Source organism: Vibrio sp. IB15 (assembly GCF_016406055.1).
GTDB lineage: Bacteria > Pseudomonadota > Gammaproteobacteria > Enterobacterales > Vibrionaceae > Vibrio > Vibrio chagasii.
Window position 1 is genome coordinate 61,137 of sequence record NZ_JAEFCE010000008.1, and the last position, 24,599, is coordinate 85,735.

Sequence of the window (24,599 nt, forward strand, 5' to 3'; positions counted from 1 at the left end):
TGTCAGGATGTTAGTACTTCATTATGGCGTTATTCTCTTTTGAAATGATGGTGCAATGGTACTGAATATGGGCTTAAAAAGTCAACAGGGTGAAGTGATTGAAACGTACCCAAATAATAAAAGCGCCGATGAGACGCTTTTATTGATTCGATGAAACCTGGCGTTACTTAATGGCAGGGTATGTAGCTTATAGCTTACTGGTAATCTAGCTAACAGGACGACTGAGCTTGACCACCAATGGCACGCCAGCACATATCAAAACTGTCGTTGATGTACTTTTCCGATTGTTCTTGCTGCGGCTCTTGTTGGTCAACAAGCCAGTTCGCACAGATCAAAAAGTGGCTATGGATGAAGTGTCTAACGAGATTAATGTCTAACACCATCAATTCTTCGGCTTGCTGTCCTTTCAAAATGATGTCATCGAGTGACGCAAACATCTGCGAGACAATGACTTCGCGAGTTTGGGTCGTTGGGTCAAAATGCACATTGGTGAAGAACTTCATGGCGATTGGGTTTTCCAATGCCCACTCAATTCCGGTCATCCACATGAATTTAAAGGCTTGATAGCGATTTTGTTCAGCGATTTCTGTATGTTGAGTCAGAGTATAAAATAGCTCTACTTTCAATTCACGAAACAGCTCATCAATCAGTAGAGATTTGTTCTCAAAGTGATGAAACAGTGTCGCTTTTGCTACACCAGCGGTCTTCGCTATTTGCCCTGTAGATGTGCCCTCTAACCCTTGTTGGGAGAAGAGTAGGAGCGCAGCATCTAGGATTTTTTGCCTTTTTGTAATCATCGATTCAGTACTTTGAACATCATTTTCTTGATTGGGTTGTTGTATGGAGGGTGCATCAACTTAGTGAAGTTGATTTTGCCTCGAGTCAACACGGTTTTTGCATGGCTAAAGGTCTTGAAGCCTTCAATGCCGTGGTAGTGTCCCATGCCTGAAGGGCCAATACCACCAAACGGTGCGTCTTCCACTGCCACATGCACCAAAGAGTCATTGATACAAACACCGCCTGAGTGTGTATCCGATAGGAATCTGTTTTGGGTTCTCTTATCGTGACTCATTAGGTACAGGGCAAGTGGACGTTCTCTGGTGGTGATGTAGCTTATCGCTTCTTCAATTGAATCATAAGACACGATAGGTAGAACAGGGCCAAACAACTCTTCTTGCATTGCCACCATGTCATCATTCACTTCGGTGAGAAGGTGCGGTGTCATTCTGTGGTTCACGTCGTCTTGTGCCTGCTCGGTAACGGTATGTATCACAGCACCTTTTGACTTCGCATCTTCAACTACACCTTTTAATCGGTTGTACTGGCGCATGTTAACCACTGAGGTTAAGTCTTTACTCTCAATTCCCGCTTTATAGAGCTTCTTGAAGTAGCGCTTGTAAGCGGTGATAAATACATCGACCTTGTTTCGTGGCAGCAAGATGTAATCGGGTGCTACACAGATTTGTCCCGCGTTTAAGCTCTTGGCAAACAGGATACGTTCAACCGCGTCTGTGACATCGAAATCTGGTGCGATGATGGTTGGAGACTTACCGCCAAGTTCAAGTGTCACTGGCGTTAGGTTAGCGGCCGCGGCTTTCATTACGTGTTTACCAACAGAGGTTGAGCCTGTGAATAGGATATGGTCAAACGGCAGCTGGCTAAACTTAGCAGACACGTCGGCTTCACCTTCGATGACTGCGACTTGCTCTTCACTGAAACCTTCGGCCAACATTGCTTTCAAAACACGGTTTGTTGCAGGGGTAAACTCAGACATCTTGAGCATCGCAGTGTTACCTGCAGCCAATGCTGTGATGAGAGGGCCCAAAGAGAGCATTACTGGGAAGTTCCAAGGCACGATGATGCCAACCACACCTACTGGCTGATAATGCACAGTAATTTTGGCTGGTGTTAGCATCAAGCCGGCTTTACGACGTGAAGGCTTCAACCACTTCTTAAGATTTTTATCACTGTAATTGATCTGGTGTAGGGAGGGGGTGATGTCAGCAATTAAGCTGTCGTGCTTTGCTCGATGGCCATAATCTTCTGATACCGCTTCAATTAACTGCTCTTGGTAGCGCATTAATAGTTTTTTCAAGACTGAGAGATCATTTCGTCTCTGTTCAAGTGTTGGATTAACGTTGTTCCGGTAGTGATCTTGTTGTCGATTGAATATTTGATCCATGACGTTGGTGCTCGACGTGTTTGGTTCAAGGTCTAGATTATGGCTCATAGTATCCCCTACATTAGAAGGCTGACCGATTGGTTGGTCAGTTAAAATTACAAGAAGTTAAGATCGAATACAAGATATGGACAAGAAAAGTTTATTTTTTGTTCAGTTGAGCGGGTGCTGAGTTGAGATGGTTAGGGAGATAAAAGGTGCCTTTGGGGCAATCAAAGGCACTCGCGATTTAATTGCGGGTTAGGCTGAGACTTTCTCGCAACGCATAAAGATGAAGTTAACGTTTTTCGATAAGCGCTCGTACGTTTCTTCAGAGATGGCTTTGGCCTTCTCGTCGATTGTGCCTTCGGTGATTTGTGAAATCAGCAAGCCAGATTGACTGACAGCTTGGCAAAGCTCGGTTAATGAACGGCGGTAGAAGCTTACCTGAACGGGGGTTCCAACCGTGTTCCACTCTTCTCGAATGAATTCGCGCTCAAAGTAGTTACCTGAAAGGGTGCACTCAAAATCCGCAAAAGGGTGGTGAGTGGAAAACACGATGTAGCCGCCCGGTTTCAAAACGCGATACACGTCATCAAAGACAGGCTTTAGATCTTCAATGTAATGCAGTACCAATGGGCACACGATGACATCAGCGCTGTTATCAGCTTCCTTAGGTAAACCAAGAGCAGCATCTTGCGCGTATGCGGTCACATTGGGGATTTGTTCTCCGTTCACTAGGTCAACCATATCTTGAGACAGGTCGGTACACGTGACTTTGTTGGCACCTTGGTCGATAAACCACTGTGCGTATATACCTGAGCCGCAGCCAAGGTCGACAATATCGAGCCCTTTAACATCGTCTAGTAAGGCTATGGTTGATGGGCGTTCTAATAGGGCATTATAAATATTATCGCGAGCAGCAGAGTCGTATTGCTTTGCGTAGGTAGTGTACATTTCGGACATGATTTAACACTCATCAATAAGTATGGAAGAACAGGATACTGACTATCTTGGTGATAGCGAGAGTTGTGATAGTGAAGTGCCGATATTTGTCACAACCCTGACTTAATATCACCAAATTAGCTAAGAATTTTAGGCGTCATTGCTATTTTATTCACCTAAATTTTTGTTAGAAAGTGCTTTATTTTTAATGCACTTCAGTCTGTTTTTCGCCCTAAAACCTTGTAATTCCTTAGTTGTCACTTTAAGTCGATCTGTCGATAAAAAAACGTAATCGTAACCACAAATATCAATGGTTGGACTCGCTCTTAATAATATCGGTTAATGCAGCCAACAAATCGTATTCGAACGTTTTTGTTGGGTTATACCTCGCTATTCCAAAGAGGTATCTTCTGTCGATGGCCCTATAGTGTGAGGTCTCTAGAATTGGAAAATTCGGTTAATTTGGAACGCATCCGTGCTGAGTATAACGTAAAGCACTGGAGCCAAGGTTTTTATGGCATTGATGACAACGGTGAAGTGTATGTATCACCGAGCGAAACGGATCATCAAGTCCCACTAAGTAAGATCGTAAAACAGTTAGAGCAAAGAAATATTGGTTTACCTGCTCTTGTGCGTTTTCCTCAAATCGTGCATCAGCGTGTGCACAATATCTGTAACGCATTTAACCAAGCGATCGAAGAATATCAGTACGACAACCGTTACCTACTTGTTTATCCGATTAAAGTTAACCAGCAAAAAGAAGTGGTTGATGAGATCTTAGCGAGCCAAGCTCAATTAGAGCAAAAGCAGCTAGGCCTAGAGGCGGGCAGCAAGCCTGAGCTATTAGCGGTATTGGCGCTGGCTCAAAAAGCGAGCTCTGTGATCGTGTGCAACGGTTACAAAGACAGAGAATACATCCGCCTTGCACTGATTGGCGAGAAACTAGGGCACAAGGTTTTTATCGTTCTAGAGAAACTGTCTGAGCTTGATCTTGTTCTTTCTGAAGCGAAAGCTCTGGGTGTGAAACCTCGTTTGGGTTTACGTATCCGTCTTGCTTCTCAAGGGGCAGGTAAATGGCAAGCAAGTGGTGGTGAGAAGTCGAAGTTTGGCTTGTCTGCATCACAAGTGCTTACCGTTATCGAGCGCTTGAAAGCAGAAGACCAGCTGGATGTTCTAGAGCTCGTGCACTTCCACCTTGGTTCGCAAATGGCGAACATTCGTGATGTGCGCAATGGTGTGAGTGAAGCTGCTAGATTCTACTGTGAACTGCGTGATATTGGTGCTCAACTGAAGTTCTTAGATGTTGGTGGTGGTTTAGCTGTCGATTACGACGGCACACGTAGCCAATCTTCAAACTCAATGAACTATGGCCTGCTTGAGTACGCTCGTAACATCGTGATGACAGTAGGGGACATTTGTAAGCTCTACAATCAGCCACAACCTGTGATCATTTCGGAGTCTGGTCGCTCACTGACAGCGCACCATGCTGTGTTGATCACCAACGTGATTGGTACTGAAAGCTACTCGCCGGAAGACATGGCAGCGCCAGAGGCAGACGCACCACTGTTGCTTAACAACATGTGGAAGAACTTCTTAGAGCTCGATGCTGGTAACGATGACCGTGCGTTGATTGAGATCTACAACGACACGCAGAGTGATATTGCAGAAGCGCACAACCAATTTGCGACCGGTATGCTGAACCTTCAGCACCGTGCTTGGGCTGAGCAGATGTCTTTGCGCATCAACTACGAGCTAAGCACTCGTATGAGCACTAAGAACCGTTACCACCGTCCAATTTTGGATGAGTTGAGCGAGCGTTTAGCGGACAAGTTCTTCGTGAACTTCTCACTATTCCAGTCATTGCCAGACGCTTGGGGTATTGATCAGGTGTTCCCTGTATTGCCATTGAGCGGTTTAGATAATGCGGATGAGCGTCGTGCTGTGGTGCTGGACATCACTTGTGACTCTGACGGTACGATTGACCAGTATGTTGATGGTCAAGGCATTGAAACAACATTGCCAGTGCCAGCGTGGAACCCAGATGAACCATACCTGATGGGCTTCTTCCTAGTAGGGGCGTACCAAGAGATCTTGGGCGATATGCATAACCTATTTGGTGATACGCACAGTGTTGTGGTGAATGTTGATGAGAGCGGAGAAGCGAACATTGACTACATCAACGAAGGCGACACAGTAGAAGACATGATGCGTTATGTTCACATTGATATGGACCTAATTCGTCAGAACTACAAAGAATTGGTAACGGCGAAAGTACCAGCGCAAGAGCAGCAAAGCGTACTTGAAGAGCTAGAGCAAGGCTTGATGGGTTACACCTATCTTGAGGATTTTTAATGAACGATCTATTTACGAAACCAGATTATTCACTGTACTCCAATGCGATGACGTTTATGCGTCGCCCATTGGTGCAAAACCCAATCGACAATGATGCTGATGTGGTTGTGTTAGGTGCGCCGCTAGACATGGCGACATCTGGTCGCCCGGGTGCTCGCATGGGCCCTGATGCGATTCGTCGTGCATCGGTAAACTTGGCGTGGGAAGGTAAAAAATTTCCGTGGGACTTCAATGTATTTGAACATATCTCGGTGATTGATGCTGGCGACCTTGTGTTTGATTGCGGTGATGCAGAAGACCTAACTCAACGTTTAGAAGCGGCGGCTGATGCGATTTTAAGCAGTGGAAAAACATTGCTTGGTTTAGGTGGTGATCACTTCATTACATTGCCCTTGCTAAGAGCATACGGCAAGAAGTACGGTGAGATGGCGTTGATCCACTTCGATGCACATACAGACACCTACAATCAAGGCAGCCGTTACGACCATGGCACCATGTTTTACCATGCCCCAAACGAAGGTCTTATCTCGCCAGAACATTCGGTGCAGATCGGCATTCGTACCGAGTATAAACAAGAAGGTCATGGCTTCAACGTAATTAACGCGATGCAAGCTAACGACATGAGCGTGGACGAGATCATTGCTCAAGTGAAAGGTATTGTTGGTGACAAGCCAGTGTATCTGACGTTTGATATCGACTGTCTGGATCCTGCATTTGCGCCGGGTACGGGCACGCCAGTGTGTGGTGGTTTGAACTCAGATAAAGTTCTGAAAATCATCCGCGGTTTGCAGGGCATCAACATGGTTGGTATGGACGTTGTAGAGGTTTCTCCAGCGTATGACCAAAGCGAAATTACAGCGTTAGCTGGTGCGACGATTGCGCTTGAGCTGCTTTATGTTTGGACGGCGAATCGTCTAGCTAGATCATAAAATGTCGTTGTTATAAACATAGCGTTGCTATCTGATTTAAAAGCCTACCAGGTTTTACTTGGTGGGCTTTTTTGTTTTTACAGCAGCTTGATTGACTAAGCTATCGCAAAGGTGACAACGCTTGCGGTATAGGTTGGGTAATCTTCTGCTAAATATCTATTATGCAACTTATTTTATTGTGTTTTTGTGGTTTCCTAGAGGCGATAGCCTGCGTGTTGTCTCAAAGATGGGAATAGTTGCAGTTTAGTTGTTGATACATAGCTCACTTCAATTAATGCCTTATTTTCGCTAATGATTTGTTAACTTTATTGCGGTATAAATTTATGAAATTGAGAGGTGTGTATATCTGTGAGTTTATTTACATATAAATCAGCACCCTACTAACTTTTAACTCATGTTCTGGAAACTCTTGGAAAATAGACAAATTTGCATGAAGAGGTCTACTCACGCAGATATGGCATTTTTTATGCGGAAGACTAGGCTTAAAGGTAAGTAAATTATAAAAAAACAGGTGAATTTTATTCTCTTTTTGTACCTCTTCGATGAACCGTTTGAATGTGTTCCGAAGAGTGAGATATAAGTTAATGAAAATCTGAGATTGCTTTTACAAACAATGTTCACCGCTCTTAAGCAGCGACTTGTGACATCGGGGGATATATGGATATCGAAGTTTCGCGTCAGACTGTGGTAGTTGAAGCTACCAGTGGAGATGTGGTTGTAGTTAAGCCTGAAGGCAGTGCCAGAAAAGTTTCGGTTGGCGATATCATCCGTGAAAATGAGATTGTTATTACCGCGCATGATGCTGAACTCCTAATAGGTTTGCCTAGCGGCCCTGTTGAGGTTGAGGGCAATTGTGTTGGGTGTGTCGATCAAGATTTGGCTTGGGCAGATGCACCGATCGCCGGAGAGGTGAATATCGATTTGGCGCAAGCTGCTGATGATTCATTCACTGATGACGATCTTGCGGCTATTCAAGAAGCCATTTTAGGTGGTGCCGATCCAACTCAAATACTTGAGGCCCCTGGCTCTGGTAGCGCTGGTGGTTCGGTTAATTGGGGTTTCGTAAAGATAGTGGCATTGCGAACGGAGACTCGGCCTGAAACAGTTTTTGAGACGTTTGGTCTTGAAAAGGACTTTAGGGTAGAAGAGAGAGAAACCCCCAACTCTCTAACGCGCTCACTCGGTGGTCAATCCATCGCTGAAACACTGACTGAAGGTTCCATTTCCGGCAATACTTACCCTCAATCGGTGACAGTTACAGATACCGTTGTTGCGGGTAGTTTAGCGCTTGACCCAGATTCGTTTGCTCCAGAAACACTCTCTCTCGCTTCGCTCCTTAGTGAACTCAACAGCGACATTACCTCTAGTGGCCAGCCGGTTAGCTTTACGTATGACTCAGCCTCCAATTCGATTATCGGTGTTCAAGGCACAGATGAGGTACTGCGCATCGATATTGATGCCGTAAGTGTCGGAAATGACGTTGAATTATCGCTGACCACAACTGTTTCCCAACCGATAGATCATGTCCCGTCAATTGGTGGCGGTCAGGTTTCCTTTACGGGCGACCAAATCAACATCGCCTTCGACATACAAGGTCAAGACACCGCAGGTAATGAGCTTGTCACACCGATCAATGCGCAAGTGACCGTCTTTGACGGGGTAGATCCGTCTGCTGAAAGTGTGAATATCAGTAACGTTGAAACAAGCAGTGCTGCAATTGAAGGCACGTTTTCAAATATTGGTAGTGATAACCTTCAATCAGCAGTCTTCGATGCAAGTGCATTAGAACAGTTTGATGGCGTACTCAGTGATAATCAGAACACGCTGGCCAGACTTTCTGATGATGGCACGACGATCACTCTGGCAATCCAAGGTCGTGGCGAGGTGGTCCTCACTATCTCACTTGATACCGATGGCACTTATAAATTTGAGCAGTTTAATCCGATCGAACAGATCGGCACTGACTCACTCTCTTTTTCGCTGCCGATCACGGTTACGGACTTTGACCAAGATGTTGTAACTAATACCATTAACATTGAGATTACTGATGGCGATAGCCCGGTTGTGACCAATGTTGACAGTATTGATGTTGATGAAGCTGGTATTGTTGGTGGATCTCAAGAGGGAACCGCGCCCGTAGCGGGTAGCGGAAGCATCACTGCCGATATTTTTGAAAGCGACATCATCGATCATTACGAGCTTGAACCTACGGAGTTTAATACTGGTGGTTCTTTAACGTCTAATGGCGAAGCCGTATTGCTTGAGCTTATTGATGAAACTAACGGTGTAAGAACTTACGAAGGCTATGTTGAAGTCAATGGCTCTAGAATTACGGTCTTTGATGTGAAAATTGATAGCCCATCCTTGGGTAGCTATGAATTTAACCTCTATGAAGAACTGTTACATCAAGGCGCTGAAGATGCACAGTTAACCTTTGCTCTGCCTATTTATGCCGTTGACGCGGATGGAGACCGTTCAGCACTATCTGGCGGTTCGAACACACCAGAAGCCGCTGAAATTCTCATCAATGTTAAAGATGATGTCGTTGATATTGTTGATAAAGTTGAGTCGGTCATTGAGCCGACTTTGGCGGGCGATACCGTTGTCTCATATAACCTGTTTAATTTCGAAGGTGCGGATGGTTCGACTATTCAATCATTCAACTACGACGGCGTTGATTATTCATTAGATCAAAGCTTACTACCTGATGCGACTCAAACCTTCAGTTTTACAGAGGGTGTGGTCACTATCTCGTTAAACGGTGATTTCAGTTTTGAAGTTGCTCGTGATATCGATCATTCAAGTAGCGAAACTATCATCAAACAGTTTTCATTTTTAGCCGAAGACGGTGATGGCGACACTGATACATCAACGCTTGAGTTAAGTATTACCGATGGTCAAAACCCGGCAATCAATCTGATTCCACCTGTTACTTTATCTGAAACCAATCTTGCTGATGGCTCTTCACCAAGTGGAAGTGCAGTAAGCGCAACCGATACGATCACCTTTACTGCTGGTAGTGATGATGTGGCGAATTTCCGCATTGAGCCTACTGAGTTCAATGTCGGTGGGGCACTGACGTCCCAAGGGCTTGCAGTCGAGATAAAAGAAGATTCTTCTAATCCGGGTACTTATATCGGTTTTATTACTAACGGTTCGGGCTCTGAAATCCCTGTGTTCACCATTGGCTTCTCTGCTTCTACGTTAGGTGAATACACCTTTACTTTACTTGAAGCGCTAGACCATGTGGATGGCCTAGCGAACAATGATCTGAACTTTGATCTTCCAGTATATGCGGTAGACAACGATGGCGATGATTCTGTTGTGTCTCAACTGAATGTGATTATCGGTGATGATGTTCAAATCATGCAAGATGGCACATTAGATATCGTCGAGCCTAATCTTGCTGACGGTACGGTGACCACCAACACTATTGATGTGATGCCAAACCAAAGTGCTGATGGCGCGACGATTACTCAGTTCACCTATGACGGTCAACTTCGAACGCTTGACCAAAATGACACGGGTGAGCAGCAATTCAGCTTCACAGAGGGTGAGTTATTTATCACGCTGCAAGGTGAGGTGCGATTTGAACCAAACCGCAACCTAGACCACTCCTTGAGTGAAGACATCGTGAAGTTGATAGAGGTTACCTCAAGTGATTTCGATAAAGACCCAGTAACATCAACGGTTACTCTGACTATCACCGACGGTGATAACCCAACTATCGATGCGATACCGAGCGTATCACTGAAAGAAGCAGATCTCGCTGATGGCTCATCACCAAGTGGTAGTGCGTTTAGCCAAACAGAAACCATCACTTTTACCAACCAAAGTGATGATGTTGAAAAGTTCCGTTTGGAGCCGAGTGAGTTTAACATTGGCGGTACTCTTAAGTCTGATGGCTTGGTGATTGAGATTCGAGAAGAGCCTGCGGGTTCGGGTAACTACATAGGCTTCACCACAGACACTTCAAATGTCGAGACTACTGTCTTCACACTTGCATTCAGCAGCACGACTTTAGGTGAATACACCTTCACGCTTATAGAAGCGATTGATCACACACCAATTCAAGGTAATAACGACCTAACATTCAACTTGCCTGTGTACGCTGTCGATAGTGATGGCGATGATTCTCTCATGTCGCCACTTGCTGTGACGATTACCGATGATATCCAAGTCATGGTAGATGGCGCGTTTACGATTGAAGAGCCGACTGTCGCTGATTTAGCTGCGGGTGCGCCGACAACTACGACTGTGAATGTTCTTGATCAAGAAGGGGCTGACGGCACGACCATCACCCAAATCAATTATGACAACGGCACGGTGTTTACGCTTGACCAGAACAATACGGGAGAGCAGAAGTTTGTGGTTGCTGAAGGTTCGCTTTATGTCACGCTGCAAGGTGATGTGCGCTTTGAACCAAATCGTAACCTCGACCACACAAGTGGAGACATCGTTAAGTCGATAGTAGTGACTTCAACCGACTCAGATAGTGATGTTGTTACTTCTACAATCACGTTGACTATTACTGATGGTGATATTCCTACGATCGATAATGTACCGAGTGTTACTTTATCTGAAACTAATTTGAGTGATGGTTCTACGCCAAGCGGTTCTGCAGTAAGTCAAACAGAGACGATTACCTTCACTAATCAAAGTGATGATGTCGCGAGTTTCCGTATTGAACCGACAGAATTCAATGTAGGTGGAGCGCTCAAATCAAATGGGCTGGTGGTTGAGCTAAAAGCAGACCCAAGCACACCAGGTGGTTACATCGGTTTTGTGACTGATGGGTCGAACGTCGAAACCAACGTGTTCACGATCAGTTTCTCTAGTACTACCCTCGGCCAATACACTTTCACATTATTAGAAGCGTTAGACCATGTGGATGGTTTAGCGAACAACGATCTTAGCTTTGATCTTCCTGTTTATGCGGTAGACACCGACGGCGATGATTCATTGGTGTCACAGTTGAATGTGACCATCGGTGATGATGTTCAAATCATGCAAGATGGATCTCTAAATATTGTCGAGCCAACAGTTGCCGATTTGGCTGCGGGCACGCCCACGACAACTACCGTTAATGTATTTGATCAAGAAGGGGCAGACGGCGCGACCATCACGCAATTTACTTATGATGGCGGGGTTGTATTAACGCTTGACCAGAATAATACTGGCGAGCAGAAGTTCGTAGTTGCTGAAGGTTCACTGTATATCACTATCCAAGGTGATGTTCGCTTCGAGCCGAACCGTAATCTCGACCATACTGGTGGAGATATCGTGAAACAGATCGAGGTCACCTCAAGCGATTTCGATAAGGACACCGTGACCTCGACAGTCATCCTGACGATTACCGATGGTGATATCCCGACCATTAATACGGTGCCAAGCGTTACTCTTTCTGAAACCAACCTTGCTGATGGCTCAGCACCAAGTGGCGGTGCTGTAAGTCAAACTGAGACGATCACTTTTACTAATCAAAGTGATGATGTGACCCATTTCTGTATTGAACCTACCGAGTTCAATGTTGGTGGTGCACTGAAATCGAATGGTTTTGCGGTCGAGATAAAAGAAGATTCAGCGAATCCGGGTACTTATATCGGCTTTATTACTGATGGCTCAAATACTGAAATCCCAGTATTCACGGTTAGCTTCTCGACCACGACTCTCGGTGAATACACCTTTACTTTATTGGAAGCGTTAGACCATGCAGATGGCCTAGCGAACAATGATCTGAGCTTTGATCTTCCAGTTTATGCGGTAGACAGCGATGGCGATGATTCTTTAGTGTCTCAACTGAATGTAACCATCGGTGATGATATCCAAATCATGCAAGATGGCACGCTAGATATCGTTGAGCCAAATCTGGCTGATGGCACGGTAACAACTAATACCATTGATGTAATGCCAAACCAAAGTGCTGATGGTGCGACGGTTACTGAGTTTTCTTTTGGTGGCATCGTTAAAACGTTGGATCAGAGTATCGCAGGCGAACAGCAATTCAGTTTCACAGAAGGTGAGTTGTACATCACCCTTCAAGGTGAGATGCGCTTTGAGCCCAACCGTAACTTAGACCATTCCGCGAGCGAAGACATTGTTAAGTCGATAATCGTGACATCCAATGACTTTGATAACGATCCGGTCACTGCAACCGTTACTTTGACCATAACCGATGGCGATAACCCGACTATCGATGCGGTGCCGAGTGTTGCTCTTGAAGAAGCGGATCTGGCTGATGGCTCATCACCAAGTGGTAGTGCGGTTAGCCAAACAGAAACCATCACTTTTACTAACCAAAGTGATGATGTTGTAAAATTTCGCTTAGAGCCGAGTGAGTTTAATACTGGCGGTACTCTGAAGTCTGATGGCTTAGTGATTGAGATTCGAGAAGAGCCTGCTGGCTCGGGTAACTACATCGGCTTCACTACGGATATTTCAAATGTAGAAACCACAGTCTTCACACTTGCATTTAGCAGTACGACTTTAGGTGAATACACCTTTACGCTTTTAGAAGCGATTGACCATACACCGATTCAAGGGAATAACGACTTAACGTTCAACTTGCCTGTGTACGCGGTCGATAGTGATGGCGATGACTCTCTGATGTCGCCTCTGGCTGTAACGATTACCGATGATATTCAAGTCATGGTGGATGGTGCTCTCAGCATTGAAGAGCCAACAGTGGCTGACTTAGCCGCGGGTACGCCGACAACAACGACCGTCAATGTTCTTGATCAAGAAGGGGGTGATGGCACAACTATTACCCAAATCAATTACGATGGCACAGTGTTTACGCTTGACCAGATTGATGCGGGTGAGCAAAAGTTTGTGGTTGCTGAAGGCTCACTTTATATCACGCTGCAAGGCGATGTACGCTTTGAACCAAACCGCGATCTTAATCACTCGGGCGGGGACATCGTTAAGTCGATAGTCGTCAGTTCAAGTGACTCTGATAGTGATGTGGTGACTTCGACAGTCACGCTAACTATTACCGATGGCGATCTACCAATCATCAACGTCATCCCTGGCGTGAGTCTTTCTGAAGTCGATCTGGCTGATGGCTCTGCGCCAACGGGCAATCCAGTATCGATGACTCAAGTGATTACCTATACCGAAGGCAGTGATGATGTTAGTTATTTCAGAATTGACCCTGCTCAGTTCAATACTTCGGGGACTTTGAAGTCGAATGGCTTAGAGGTTGAGATTAAAGAGCAGCCAGCGAACTCTGGTAACTACATTGGCTTTGTGAAAGACGGTGCTAACGTAGAAACCAACGTTTTCACGATCAGCTTCTCAACCACCAATTTAGGGCAATACACGTTTACGTTGCTTGAAGCGTTGGATCATGCGGATGGCTTGCAGAACAACACCTTAAACTTCGATGTACCTGTGATAGCGGTGGATACCGATGGTGATGAGTCTGCGATGTCACCAATGACAGTGACTATTACCGATGATGTACAAGGTGTACAAGACGGGTCATTGAATATTGTTGAGCCTTCACTGGCTGATCTCGTGGCGGGCACACCAACTACGCCAACCATTGATGTTATGCCGACTCAAAGTGCTGATGGTGCAAAGGTCACCCAATTTATTTACGATGGTGGTACTGCTGTCACCTTGGATCCGAATGTAACGACAGAGCAGGTGTTTACCGTAACCGATGGTTTACTGTACATCACGATTGAAGGCGAAGTTCGTTTTGAGTCAAATCGAAATCTGGATCATTCAGCGGGTGATATTGTTAGAACGATTGTGGTAACGACCAGCGACTTTGATAACGATACTGATACCGCGGATGTCACATTGACGATCCAAGATGGGATTGATCCGGTCATCGATGTTGTTCCTAGCGTGAACTTATCGGAAGTGAACCTAGCAGATGGCTCAACGCCGAGTGGTTCTGCGGTGAGTTCAACACAAACCATTACCTACACTGTGGGCAGCGATGACTTAAGCCACTTCAGAATCGCGACCAACGAATTCAACCCAGGTGATGTGCTGAAATCAAACGGTCTTGTTGTTCAGCTAAAAGAAGATCCTGCTTCACCTGGCGACTACATCGGCTTTACTGATGACGGGGCTGGTAACGTAACTAATGTATTCACCATTGATTTTGATAGTGTTAACAAAGGTCAGTTCACCTTCACGCTGATTGAGGCACTCGACCACCTTGATGGTGCACTTAATAACAACCTTAACTTCAACTTACCTGTTTATGCGGTTGATACTGATGGTGATGACTCAGTTAAGCGTGATGTTGTTGTCACCATTCAAGATGACCTTCAACAGATGCAAGGTGGCACGTTAACCATCACAGAGCCAAATACTGGCACACCAACTACCTCGACGGTTGATGTTTTACCTACGCAAAGTGCTGATGGGGCGACCATTACACAGTTCACTTATGACGGTGGGTCTGCGATTACCTTAAATCAAAACATCAGCGGTGAGCAGGAATTTGTTTTCACTGAAGGTTCGCTGTTTGTCACTTTGGATGGCGATGTAAGGTTTGAACCAAATCGTAATCTTGACCACTCAGCGGGCGACATTGTTAAGCTGATTGAGTTTACTTCATCTGATTTTGATAAGGATATTTCCTCTTCAACGGTCACACTCACTATCGTTGATGGTGATGGACCAACGTTAAATGTCGTGCCGAGTGTTAGCTTGTCTGAAAGCTTACTGGCTGATGGTTCAACACCGAGTGGCAGCCCAGTCAGCGTGACTCAAACCATTACTTCACTCGCGAGCAGTGATGACATCGAGAAGATTGTCGTCGAAGTAGGGCTGTTTAATACCAGTGGTGTATTGAAGTCTGATGGTCTTGAATTGAGCTTGCGTGAAGAGCCTGCTGGTTCAGGTGATTACATAGCATTCACAACGGATGGCTCGGGCGCTGAGAAAGTTATCTTCACCTTAGAATTTGATAACACTAACCCGAGTGAATACACGTTTACTTTGTTAGAGCGTTTGGACCATGTTGACGGATTAGGAAACAACGACCTCAGCTTTGACTTGTCGGTATATGCGCAAGATACCGATGGCGATATTTCACCGTCTAAACCGCTTTCTGTTACCATCAGTGATGACGTTCAGTTGATGCAATCTGGTGCTCTTAGCATCACTGAGCCAAGCACGGGCACGCCTACCACAACGACATTTGATGTGATGCCTGCACAAAGTGCTGATGGCGCCACCATAACCAAATTTACTTATGGTAGTCAGCCTGAAGAATCTCTAGTGCAAACCAATACTGGTGAGCAAGAGTTCGTATTTACAGAAGGTTCGTTGTTTATCACGCTTGAAGGCGATGTGCGCTTTGAGCCTAATCGAAATCTGAATCATTCTGGTGGCGACATCGTTAAGACGATTACCTTCACATCAGAAGATAAAGACGGTGATATTGTTACTTCGACAGTGACACTGACGATTTCAGATGGTGCTCCACCGGTAATTGATACGGTTCCAACGGTGGCATTGGAAGAAGCGAACCTCGTGGATGGCTCATCTCCGAGCTTACCTGTGAGCCAAACTGAAACCATTACTTTCACAGCAGGCAGTGATGATGTGAGTCATTTCCGTATTGATACCACTCAGTTCAACACGTCTGGTGAATTGAAATCGGATGGCTTAGTGGTTCAGCTTAAAGAAGATCCAGCCAACAGCGGAACCTATAGTGGTTTCGTTGAAAGTGGGGGTGTTCAAACGGATATCTTTACCATCACTTTTAGTACTGTGGTGCTTGGCGAATACACGTTCACTTTATTGGAAGAGCTCGACCACCTGCCTGTACAAGGCAATAACGATCAAGTATTCACCCTGCCAGTGATCGCGGTCGACCAAGACAATACCGATTCTGTGATGAAACCTTTGACCGTTACTGTCACCGATGATGTACCTGTCATTAACGATACGACAGTGACCAGTACATTTGTGGTTGATGAAGATGATCTTGGATCCGTGGTTTCTCAAGCAACAGGTGCATTTGTTACCACAGAAGGTGCTGACCAAGTTGAGGTTTACGAACTGCGTAATATCTCTGCTCTTGAAGCGACATTGACCTCTGGAACTGAAGCGATTTCTATTACAGAAGTCACTGGGGCTGCGAACACAACGACCTATCAAGGTACTACGACAAGCGGGACTCCTATCTTCACGCTCGCGCTCGCGAATGACGGCTCTTATACGTTTACGTTGCTAGGTCCACTAAACCACCCAACAAGCCCGAATTCCAATACCTTGACGATTCCATTTGATGTGGTGGCCGTTGATGGCGATGGTGACGATTCTAATCAGTATGTATTGCCAATCGAAGTACTCGATGACGTGCCCGTAATGAGTGCGCCAACGGGTGAGACGGTGGTTGATGAAGATGATCTTGCTGGGATTGGCTCGGATCAATCTGAAGACACCATTATCAATGGTCTATTTACAGTCGACCAAGGTGCTGATGGCGTTGTTAAGTATGAACTGGTCGATGAAAACTTAGTTATCGCAGGCTTAACCTCTGATGGCGAAAGCCTAGAGTGGCTGCCTGTTTCACAAAATGGCACAACCTTCACTTATGTTGCTCAGACGGTAACCAGCAATCAACCTGTGTTTGAAATCATTTTCGATACCTCAAACAACAGTTATCAATTTGAGCTGTTGAAACCGCTTAAGCACCCTGATGGCGCGAATGAAAACACCATCGAGCTTGATTTCTCTGTCGTGGCTGAAGATTTTGACCAAGACAAATCGAACGCGATCGATCTGACTATTACGGTAACCGATGATGTGCCATTGGTGACTACTCAATCGATCACGCGAATTGAGGGCCAAGGTTATGGCAACTCCAAAGTTAACATGTTTGCCAATGCGACGGATGTGGGTGCGGATGATGCAGCGCTGACTCGCATAGAGGGTATTACCAGCAATGGCGCAGACATCGTGTTCCGAACAGGAAATAATGGGCCATACAGTAGCAGCTTTGACTTAAACAGTGGTGTCCAGCAAGTACGAGTGTATGAACAAACCGATGATGGTAGTGGCGGTATCGATACTCGTGAGCTTGGTAGATTACGTATTAATTCAAATGGTGAAGTGGAGTTCAGAGCGACAAACTATCTCGATCATGATGGAGACACCATCGACTTCTCGATCAATGTGATTGCGACAGACGGTGATTTGGATACTTCATCAATGCCTTTGAACATCACGATCACCGATGAAGAGTCATCAGCAGTATCGCTTAAGGTAACTACGTTTGAGGAGGCGGGGAGAGACTCGACAATCCCTTACGCAACGGGTGATGCTCCAAGCCTCGAGAATATTCAAGATAACCAAAGCGGCTTGCCTGATGCTCCAGCACAAATTGCGCTGCAGGTTAACCTGAAGGACCAAGATAATAACGAGTCTATCGGCCAACTGACGATTCAAAGTGGTAATCACAGAGGGACGTTCTATTACTTTGATGGCGTGGAATATCACAAGTTAGTCGCTGAACCAAACGGTGATATCTTGTTTGGTCCGCCTCAAATGCAGCAGAGCTTTGCTCCAAGCACGAACCAGCCATTAGACATCATCGCGACAATCGATAACTTGTTCTTTGTTCCAGACCAAAACTACGGTTCAAATGACAATGGTGTGCGAATCAACTACGAGCTTGAAATTGATAACAACGGCACGCTTGACCATACAGTAAATTCAAATTTCAGAATTGAGATTGAAGCGGTAGCGGATATTGCTACTTGGGATGATGCGAATAGTACGTATCAATATCAAGTGAATGAAGATGAAGACAATGTGACACTTCAACTGAATGCAGAGTCGCAAGATAACAGTAATACTGAGACGATTACCTATGAGCTAGAAGCAGTTCAAGGTGATGGGAAGTTTGAGCTGTTGGATCAAAATGGCAATGTGTTAACGCCAGTCAATGGTGTCTACACGATTGCTGCCGCAGATATCAATAGCACCGTGGTTAATCCAATCGACAACTTCTCTGGACAAATTGAGTTCAAAGCAACCGCAATTACTGAGGAGACGCTCAACCCATACGATGATTCGGCTAACGGCGGGGCAAATGATAAGACAACGGCTCGCTCTGTAGAGCAAAACATTATCATTGATGTGACTGCCGATGCGGACCCTGGCTCGTTCAGCGTTAACCGAATTCGTATTAATGAAGACAATATTGATGATCCAGACTACCTCGGTCCTCTGGCGAACAAAGATGCCTTCACCTTGGATGAAGTGATCACCATGAATGGCTCGGTGGACACTGATGGCTCCGAAGAGTTGTTTGTTCGAATCAGCAATATAACCGAAGGTGCGGTGCTTTATTTCCTTGGAACCACTACTCTGGTTCCCACAATCACCATCAACGGTGTCGATTATCAGGAAGTGGCGTATTCCGACTTAGCCAATGTAGAGATCGTTCCGGCTAAACACAGCAATGTCGACTTTACGTTTGAGGTTACTGGTGTTGTCAAAGATACCGCGAACCTTTCTTCTGGGCCTCAGGTCGATGAAGAAATATTAGGAACTAAAACGGTAAACGTTGAGGTTAAAGGGGTAGCGGACAGCCCTTACGGTGGTACAAACGGTACTGCATGGACGGAAATTACTGATAGTTCGATATTCGGTGTCCAAACTACGATTCAAGAGAGTCAAAATGGTGACAGCTTCGCTGAGCTTGATTTCACCGTATTGTCAGGTGAGAGAAGACCAGATAGCGGCACTACACCGTTACCTGACGATGGCTCAGAGTCTGTAACGGTTATTCTTTCAGGCATTCCTGAGGGGGTCGTTCTTGAAGATGGTGATGGAGCAACGATTGATCTAAATTTTGTCGGTTATGCAACTAGTCCAAATGGAAGTCCGGATTTATCTAAACCTATTTACGAAGCCAATATAACGGAAGCTGGGGTAACTTCAGGTATCCGTATAAGGCCAGTTGACTCATCTACGGAGAACATTAGTATTTTGGGTAAAGTGGTCGTGACTGAGAATGATGGCCATACACTCTCTTTTGATAAGGAAATTCGTATACTTGTAGAGCCTAGGATTGATACCTCAGCAACCTACAATACGGTAACTCGTGGGGACGAAGATACGGCGATCAACATTGATTGGCACCCAGAGGGCACTGATTACATTGACGATGATGAGCACTTCACTTCAATCGTCATCAGTGGCATTCCAAGTGGTGTTGCCAGTGTGGTTGTAAACGGTGATGTGATTTGGAACTACGATGCCGTGGCCGGAACGCTAACCATCACACCTAAGGCTGGGCAGACTCCAGAAGCGTTCACTCAGATAGCACTGAACAATAATTTTATTCAGATAATACCGGAACAAGACTCGAGCACCGATTTTACGCTGAATACGGTTGTCATGATTGAAGAACGCGATCATGAATATGTTGACGTAACTGACCCAGGTCAGGGTATTGCAACAGCGACAATCACAGGTTCGATTGATGTTCGTGTGCGACCTGTGGTTGAGCCTGAAGATGCTAACAACAAGCTGGTTGTAGATGAGGTCGCAGGTCTTACAGACTTGGGTACAGTGGTCGCGGATGCTATAACGGGTGTTCTCAAATTCACAACCAACAGTGATAATACATCGGTTACGGGTGAGTTTGTTATTCGATACCAAGAAACTGATGCTTCGTCTGCTATCGAAGAGGTTGACCAGCTAGTGATTCAACTGACTAATGTGGACGACTCAGCGCTATCAGATGCTGTCCTCAATCAGCTGCTTGTAATGGGTGCCGCTTATGAAGGTAATGGTCGTTGGGTGGTAACCAATGAAGACCTGTTTAGTATTAGTGCACCAAACGGCCTTACGTTTCCGCCAGTTTCTGGAGTTCCAGGCGTTTTCAATGACATCAAGATGACCATCTATAGTACCGTGATTGACCGAGGTGATGGCACTGAAACTGAGTCATCAGTTGCGGTTCAAAGGGAAGGTGAAGTGAATTTGTCATTTCCAGAAGTGCTTGTTGGCGGGAGCGAGGTGGCTGCAGATATTACGATGACACCAGATAGCGTTGTCGATGCTGTAGAAGACACACAGTTAGACTTGGGAACGGCACTAAATAGTCTGATCACATTCTCCGGTGAAGACGCTTCAACAGACCAAGTAACTATCACTATTGATGACTCTGTGACCATTCCCCCAGGAATAACTTTCCCAATCAGTTTAGGGGGAGGCAGTGATGTTGACTTCGTAAACGGGAAGTATGTATTTGAAACAACGGTCGATCAGGGTGTTCCAACGGATTTCTCTGGCCTGCTACTTAATCTGCCTGCTGACTATTCTGGCGACTTTAGGTTACCAATCACAATAGTCACCAAAGATACACTGTCTGGTGATGAGAAAACCTTGGTGACCGATGTCGTGATTAAAGTCGCTCCTGACGTTGAAGGTAACCCGGACATTGATGTAACGGTTGTTGGTTCGCTCGATGACTCGTTTAATCCTGTTGATACTGATGGTCAACCGGGACAAGATCCGGTGGGTTACGAAGATACTTACATTCAGCTTGATTTCAGCACGACCATTACTGACCAAGTCAGTGGGGTTGAGGGTGGTGACGAAAAATTCACATCTATTACGCTGACTTTGGATGACACAAGCGTCGGTGCGTTTTACACAAGTGCGGGTGTATCGCTTGGCACGTCCGTGACCTTCAATGAAGCGGAAATTAATGCCGGTGCTTTGGACAATGTATTGTTCCGTCCTGCTCCGAATTACCCAACGGGTAACGACATCAACCAAGTACAAGTGAATGTCAGCGGAACAATAACCGATACTGCTACCTACAATGACGCCTCGTCTCCAGCCGGAACGGCAACCGATACTGATACGTTCAATACCAGTGTTAGCTTTGAAGTTGTCCCTGTGGTTGATGATGTGCTTGTAACAGGGCCCGGTAGTGATCCTGATGTCATTGAGATTACGGGCAATGAAGATCAAGCTATTTCTCTATCGGGAACAGGACCTGTCTCCATTGCGCTCACTGACCTAGACGGCTCAGAGCAGTTCGTTTCGATTAAGTTCACTGGTGTGCCAGATGGCTTCTTAATGAGTGCAGATCCGGGTTCCGCATATACAGTGAAGAATAATGGTGGTGGTGAGTGGAGTGTTCAGCTTCCTCAAGCATCAGGGTTGTCATTTGATTTGAGTGAGATTTCGATCTTACCGCCTAAAAACTTTAGTGGTACGGCGGAATTTGGCGTTGCTGTCTTTACTCAAGAATCCTTGTTAGGCGTGCCAACTGCAGCATCGAATCTGCCAAGTTTTAAGCTGCATGTGGTGCCAGTGGGTGATGATGTTGATACCAACCCAACGGACTCTGTTACTGGCAATGAAGGCCAAAACATTGATATCGAAATCAACGCGACTATTTTAGATAAAGAGCTGTCTGCAACAGGCAGCGGCACGTATACTGAAAATGCGCCAGAGACACTTCGTGTAGAGGTGGCTGGTGTACCTCAAGATGCCTCTATCTACTATCCAGACGGCACGACTTTGGCTAGTTACGATCCGGTGACACAGATTTGGACGCTGGATGTGCCTGCTCAGTCGCTTGATAAGATCGTATTTAATTCTGGTCAACACAATAGCGAAACAGGTAATGCGTTGGGTATTACAGGTCCACTGCAAATCACGGTTCGTTCTGTGGATACAGATGCAGACAACACTGAATACCTGGGTACTCCAACCAGCTTCGATGTTGATTTAGTGATTGATCCTATCAACGATCAACCAACGTTCGTCAACGTTACCAACATTGAAACGCAAGAAGACTCAGCTGGTGTGGCGATTAATAACTTCAGCATCTACGACGTAGACGCAAGTTTTGACAACCCAGATGCACCGTATACGCTGACGTTGGAGATTGACCAAACACTGCCAGGAGCACAGGGCGTCTTTGAGTTTACAAGCTCTCCAGATGTAACATTTGTCTTGCAACCTGACGGTTCGCTGGTCATCACGGGTAAAGAAGCTGACATTAATACGGCATTGACCAATGGTGCGGTGACCTTCAAGCCGGATCCAGACCAGAACTACCTCAACCAGAGTGGGGTGGTGACAATCAATGCAACACTCGATGACGGCGGTAACAATGGTCTTATTGACCCAGCGGATTCGAACACTGCACAGACTAACCAGACGACTTTCACGATTAAGGTGATGGAAGTAAACGACGCGCCTATCGCGACAGACGTTGATTTAGGCTCGATTGCTGAAGATGGCCAGATAGTCATTGTTGAAGGTGATTTGATTGCAGCAAGCTCTGACCCTGAAAACCACAACCTCACGGTAACAGGTGTCACCCTGACTCAGGGACAAGGTCAGTTAACGCGTTTTGAAAATGCTGGTGGCGCTGATAACGCAGCGATTACCGGTCCATTCTGGCTATTTATCGCAGACAATGATTTCAACGGCGATGTTAAATTCAATTACTCCATTATCGATGATGGTACAACCAATGGCGTGGATGACTTCCTAACTGACAGTGCTGAAATTAGCCTTGAAGTCACCGAAGTGAATGATCAGCCTGTCGCGGCGGATATTGACCTAGGCACCATGCTTGAAGAAGGTCTATTGATCATCAAAGAAGAGGACTTGATAGCGGCGACCACGGACCCAGACAATGATGCCATTGCTGTGACCAGTTTGGTGCTCGATCAAGGCCAGGGCACACTGCAACGCTTCGAAAACGTGGGTGGTGCTGATGATGCTACGATTACGGGCCCATATTGGGTGTTTACCGCAGCCGATGAATATAACGGTGATGTTAAGTTTACTTATACCGTAGAGGATGACGGGACAACGAATGGCGTTAATGACTTCCTAACCGATACCGCTGAAATCACTGCCGTGGTACAAGGTTTGAACGATACTCCTGTTGTTAATGGTGACAGTGTCACTACGTTGATTGATGAAGACGCAGGACAACTGCTTAGTGGTATTAATGTTAGTGACCCTGATTATGTCGATAGTTTTGCTAATGACTTGATGACAGTAACGCTGACCGTTGATTATGGAACGCTTTCAGTATCACTACCTGCTGGTACTAGTGTGACCGTTAATGGTGACAATAGTGGTTCGGTGACGTTAGTAGGGACGCTGAGCGATCTGAATGCCTTGATTGACACACCGACCAGTCCGAATGGAGTTTACCTTGATGCGAGCTTGGCTCCAACCAACAGCATCGGCTTAGAGGTCACTGCCAAAGACAGTGGTAATCCTTCTGGTATCGCCATTGAAACTGCACCTGTTGTTTACAACATTGCGGTGACGCCTGTCGCGAACGCGCCAAGCCTAACGATTGATCCGGCGTCTAACTACGTAAGAAACATCACTGCGAGCCAGTCGGTGAGTAATAGTGGTGTTCCTTTGGTTGGCATTATCGCAGCTCTAACAGACGTTACTGAAGAGCTAACACTGCACATCAGTGATGTGCCTGAGGGCGCTCAAATCACCAGTGACGTTGGCTCCGTAACGGATCTCGGTGGTGGGGTATGGATGGCGACCGCTGATGCAATTGAAAGTTTGCAAGTGGTTGGGCTTTCTCAAACTCCAGGTAGCTACACACTTAAAGTTGAGGCGGTTTCTGAAGAGTTAGATAACAACGATACAGCCACATCGGCGGCAATCGACCTAAATGTGAACATTGTGTCGAATGCGGTCGATATTAATTTGGCTGGTGAGACCGATGATGTTCAGTTGCTGGCTGGGGCTAATGCAACAGATCTAACGGCGGGCTCAGGTAATGACCGACTTGAAGGCGGAGCAGGTGATGACACCCTTATCGGCGGTGATGGCAACGATACGCTCATTGGTGGCGGCGGTTCGGATATCTTGACCGGTGGTGATGGTATGGACTCGTTTGTTTGGCTGAACATTGAGGATGGTGTCGAAGATACGATCACTGACTTCAACTTAGCCGAGGGTGACCAGATTGATCTACGTGAGGTATTACCTGAACTGAAAGACGCGAATGTGAATATGGCGACATTGCTTCAGCATGTTGATGCTAAGTTAGAAGGGAATGATGTTGAGTTAACCATCAACCCTGATGGCTTAGGTACAACAGAGCAAGTGATTGTAGTTGAAGACCTCGCGCCTCAGTTGACGTTAAGCGGCACCATGCCTTCAGATATCCTGGATGCACTTGTGCAGCAGAATGTGATTACTCATGGGTAGTTTTC

At 45.9% G+C, this 24,599-nt stretch carries 6 protein-coding genes; 3 read left to right on the forward strand and 3 right to left on the reverse strand.

Features of this window, described 5'->3' with window-relative positions:
• Window positions 1–209: 209 nt before the first annotated feature.
• The 3 genes from JC606_RS04690 to JC606_RS04700 all read right to left on the reverse strand — a co-directional run bounded on the left by JC606_RS04690 (window position 210) and on the right by JC606_RS04700 (window position 3,124).
• Entirely contained in the window at window positions 210–797 is a 588-nt protein-coding gene (locus tag JC606_RS04690; RefSeq protein WP_198778114.1) for a TetR/AcrR family transcriptional regulator, read from the reverse strand.
• Window positions 794–2,230, reverse strand: a complete 1,437-nt coding sequence (locus tag JC606_RS04695) for a coniferyl aldehyde dehydrogenase (RefSeq protein WP_198778115.1) — start codon at window positions 2,228–2,230, stop codon at window positions 794–796. Before JC606_RS04695 ends, JC606_RS04690 begins: the two co-directional genes overlap by 4 nt.
• A 189-nt stretch (window positions 2,231–2,419) precedes the next feature.
• Window positions 2,420–3,124: a class I SAM-dependent methyltransferase gene (locus JC606_RS04700; RefSeq protein ID WP_198778116.1), complete on the reverse strand. Its 705-nt coding sequence runs from the start codon at window positions 3,122–3,124 to the stop codon at window positions 2,420–2,422.
• Window positions 3,125–3,547: 423 nt separating this feature from the next.
• On the opposite strand from JC606_RS04700, the gene speA reads away from it, so the two are divergent.
• From speA to JC606_RS04715, 3 genes are all read left to right on the forward strand, one after another.
• Window positions 3,548–5,455 (forward strand): arginine decarboxylase, encoded by a 1,908-nt coding sequence (gene speA / locus JC606_RS04705; RefSeq protein WP_105057850.1) that lies wholly within the window; start codon window positions 3,548–3,550, stop codon window positions 5,453–5,455.
• Window positions 5,455–6,384, forward strand: a complete 930-nt coding sequence (gene speB, locus JC606_RS04710; RefSeq protein WP_198778117.1) for an agmatinase — start codon at window positions 5,455–5,457, stop codon at window positions 6,382–6,384. The genes speA and speB overlap by 1 nt, the downstream gene beginning before the upstream one ends.
• Before the next feature lie 657 nt (window positions 6,385–7,041).
• Entirely contained in the window at window positions 7,042–24,594 is a 17,553-nt protein-coding gene (locus JC606_RS04715) for a retention module-containing protein (protein WP_198778118.1), read from the forward strand.
• Window positions 24,595–24,599: the final 5 nt, after the last annotated feature.

Coding starts and splice junctions, on each gene's coding strand:
- JC606_RS04700 (WP_198778116.1), bottom strand. CDS start 3,124: ATGTCCGAAATGTACACTACCTACGCAAAGCAATACGACTCTGCTGCT.
- JC606_RS04695 (WP_198778115.1), bottom strand. CDS start 2,230: ATGAGCCATAATCTAGACCTTGAACCAAACACGTCGAGCACCAACGTC.
- JC606_RS04690 (WP_198778114.1), bottom strand. CDS start 797: ATGATTACAAAAAGGCAAAAAATCCTAGATGCTGCGCTCCTACTCTTC.
- speB (WP_198778117.1), top strand. CDS start 5,455: ATGAACGATCTATTTACGAAACCAGATTATTCACTGTACTCCAATGCG.
- JC606_RS04715 (WP_198778118.1), top strand. CDS start 7,042: ATGGATATCGAAGTTTCGCGTCAGACTGTGGTAGTTGAAGCTACCAGT.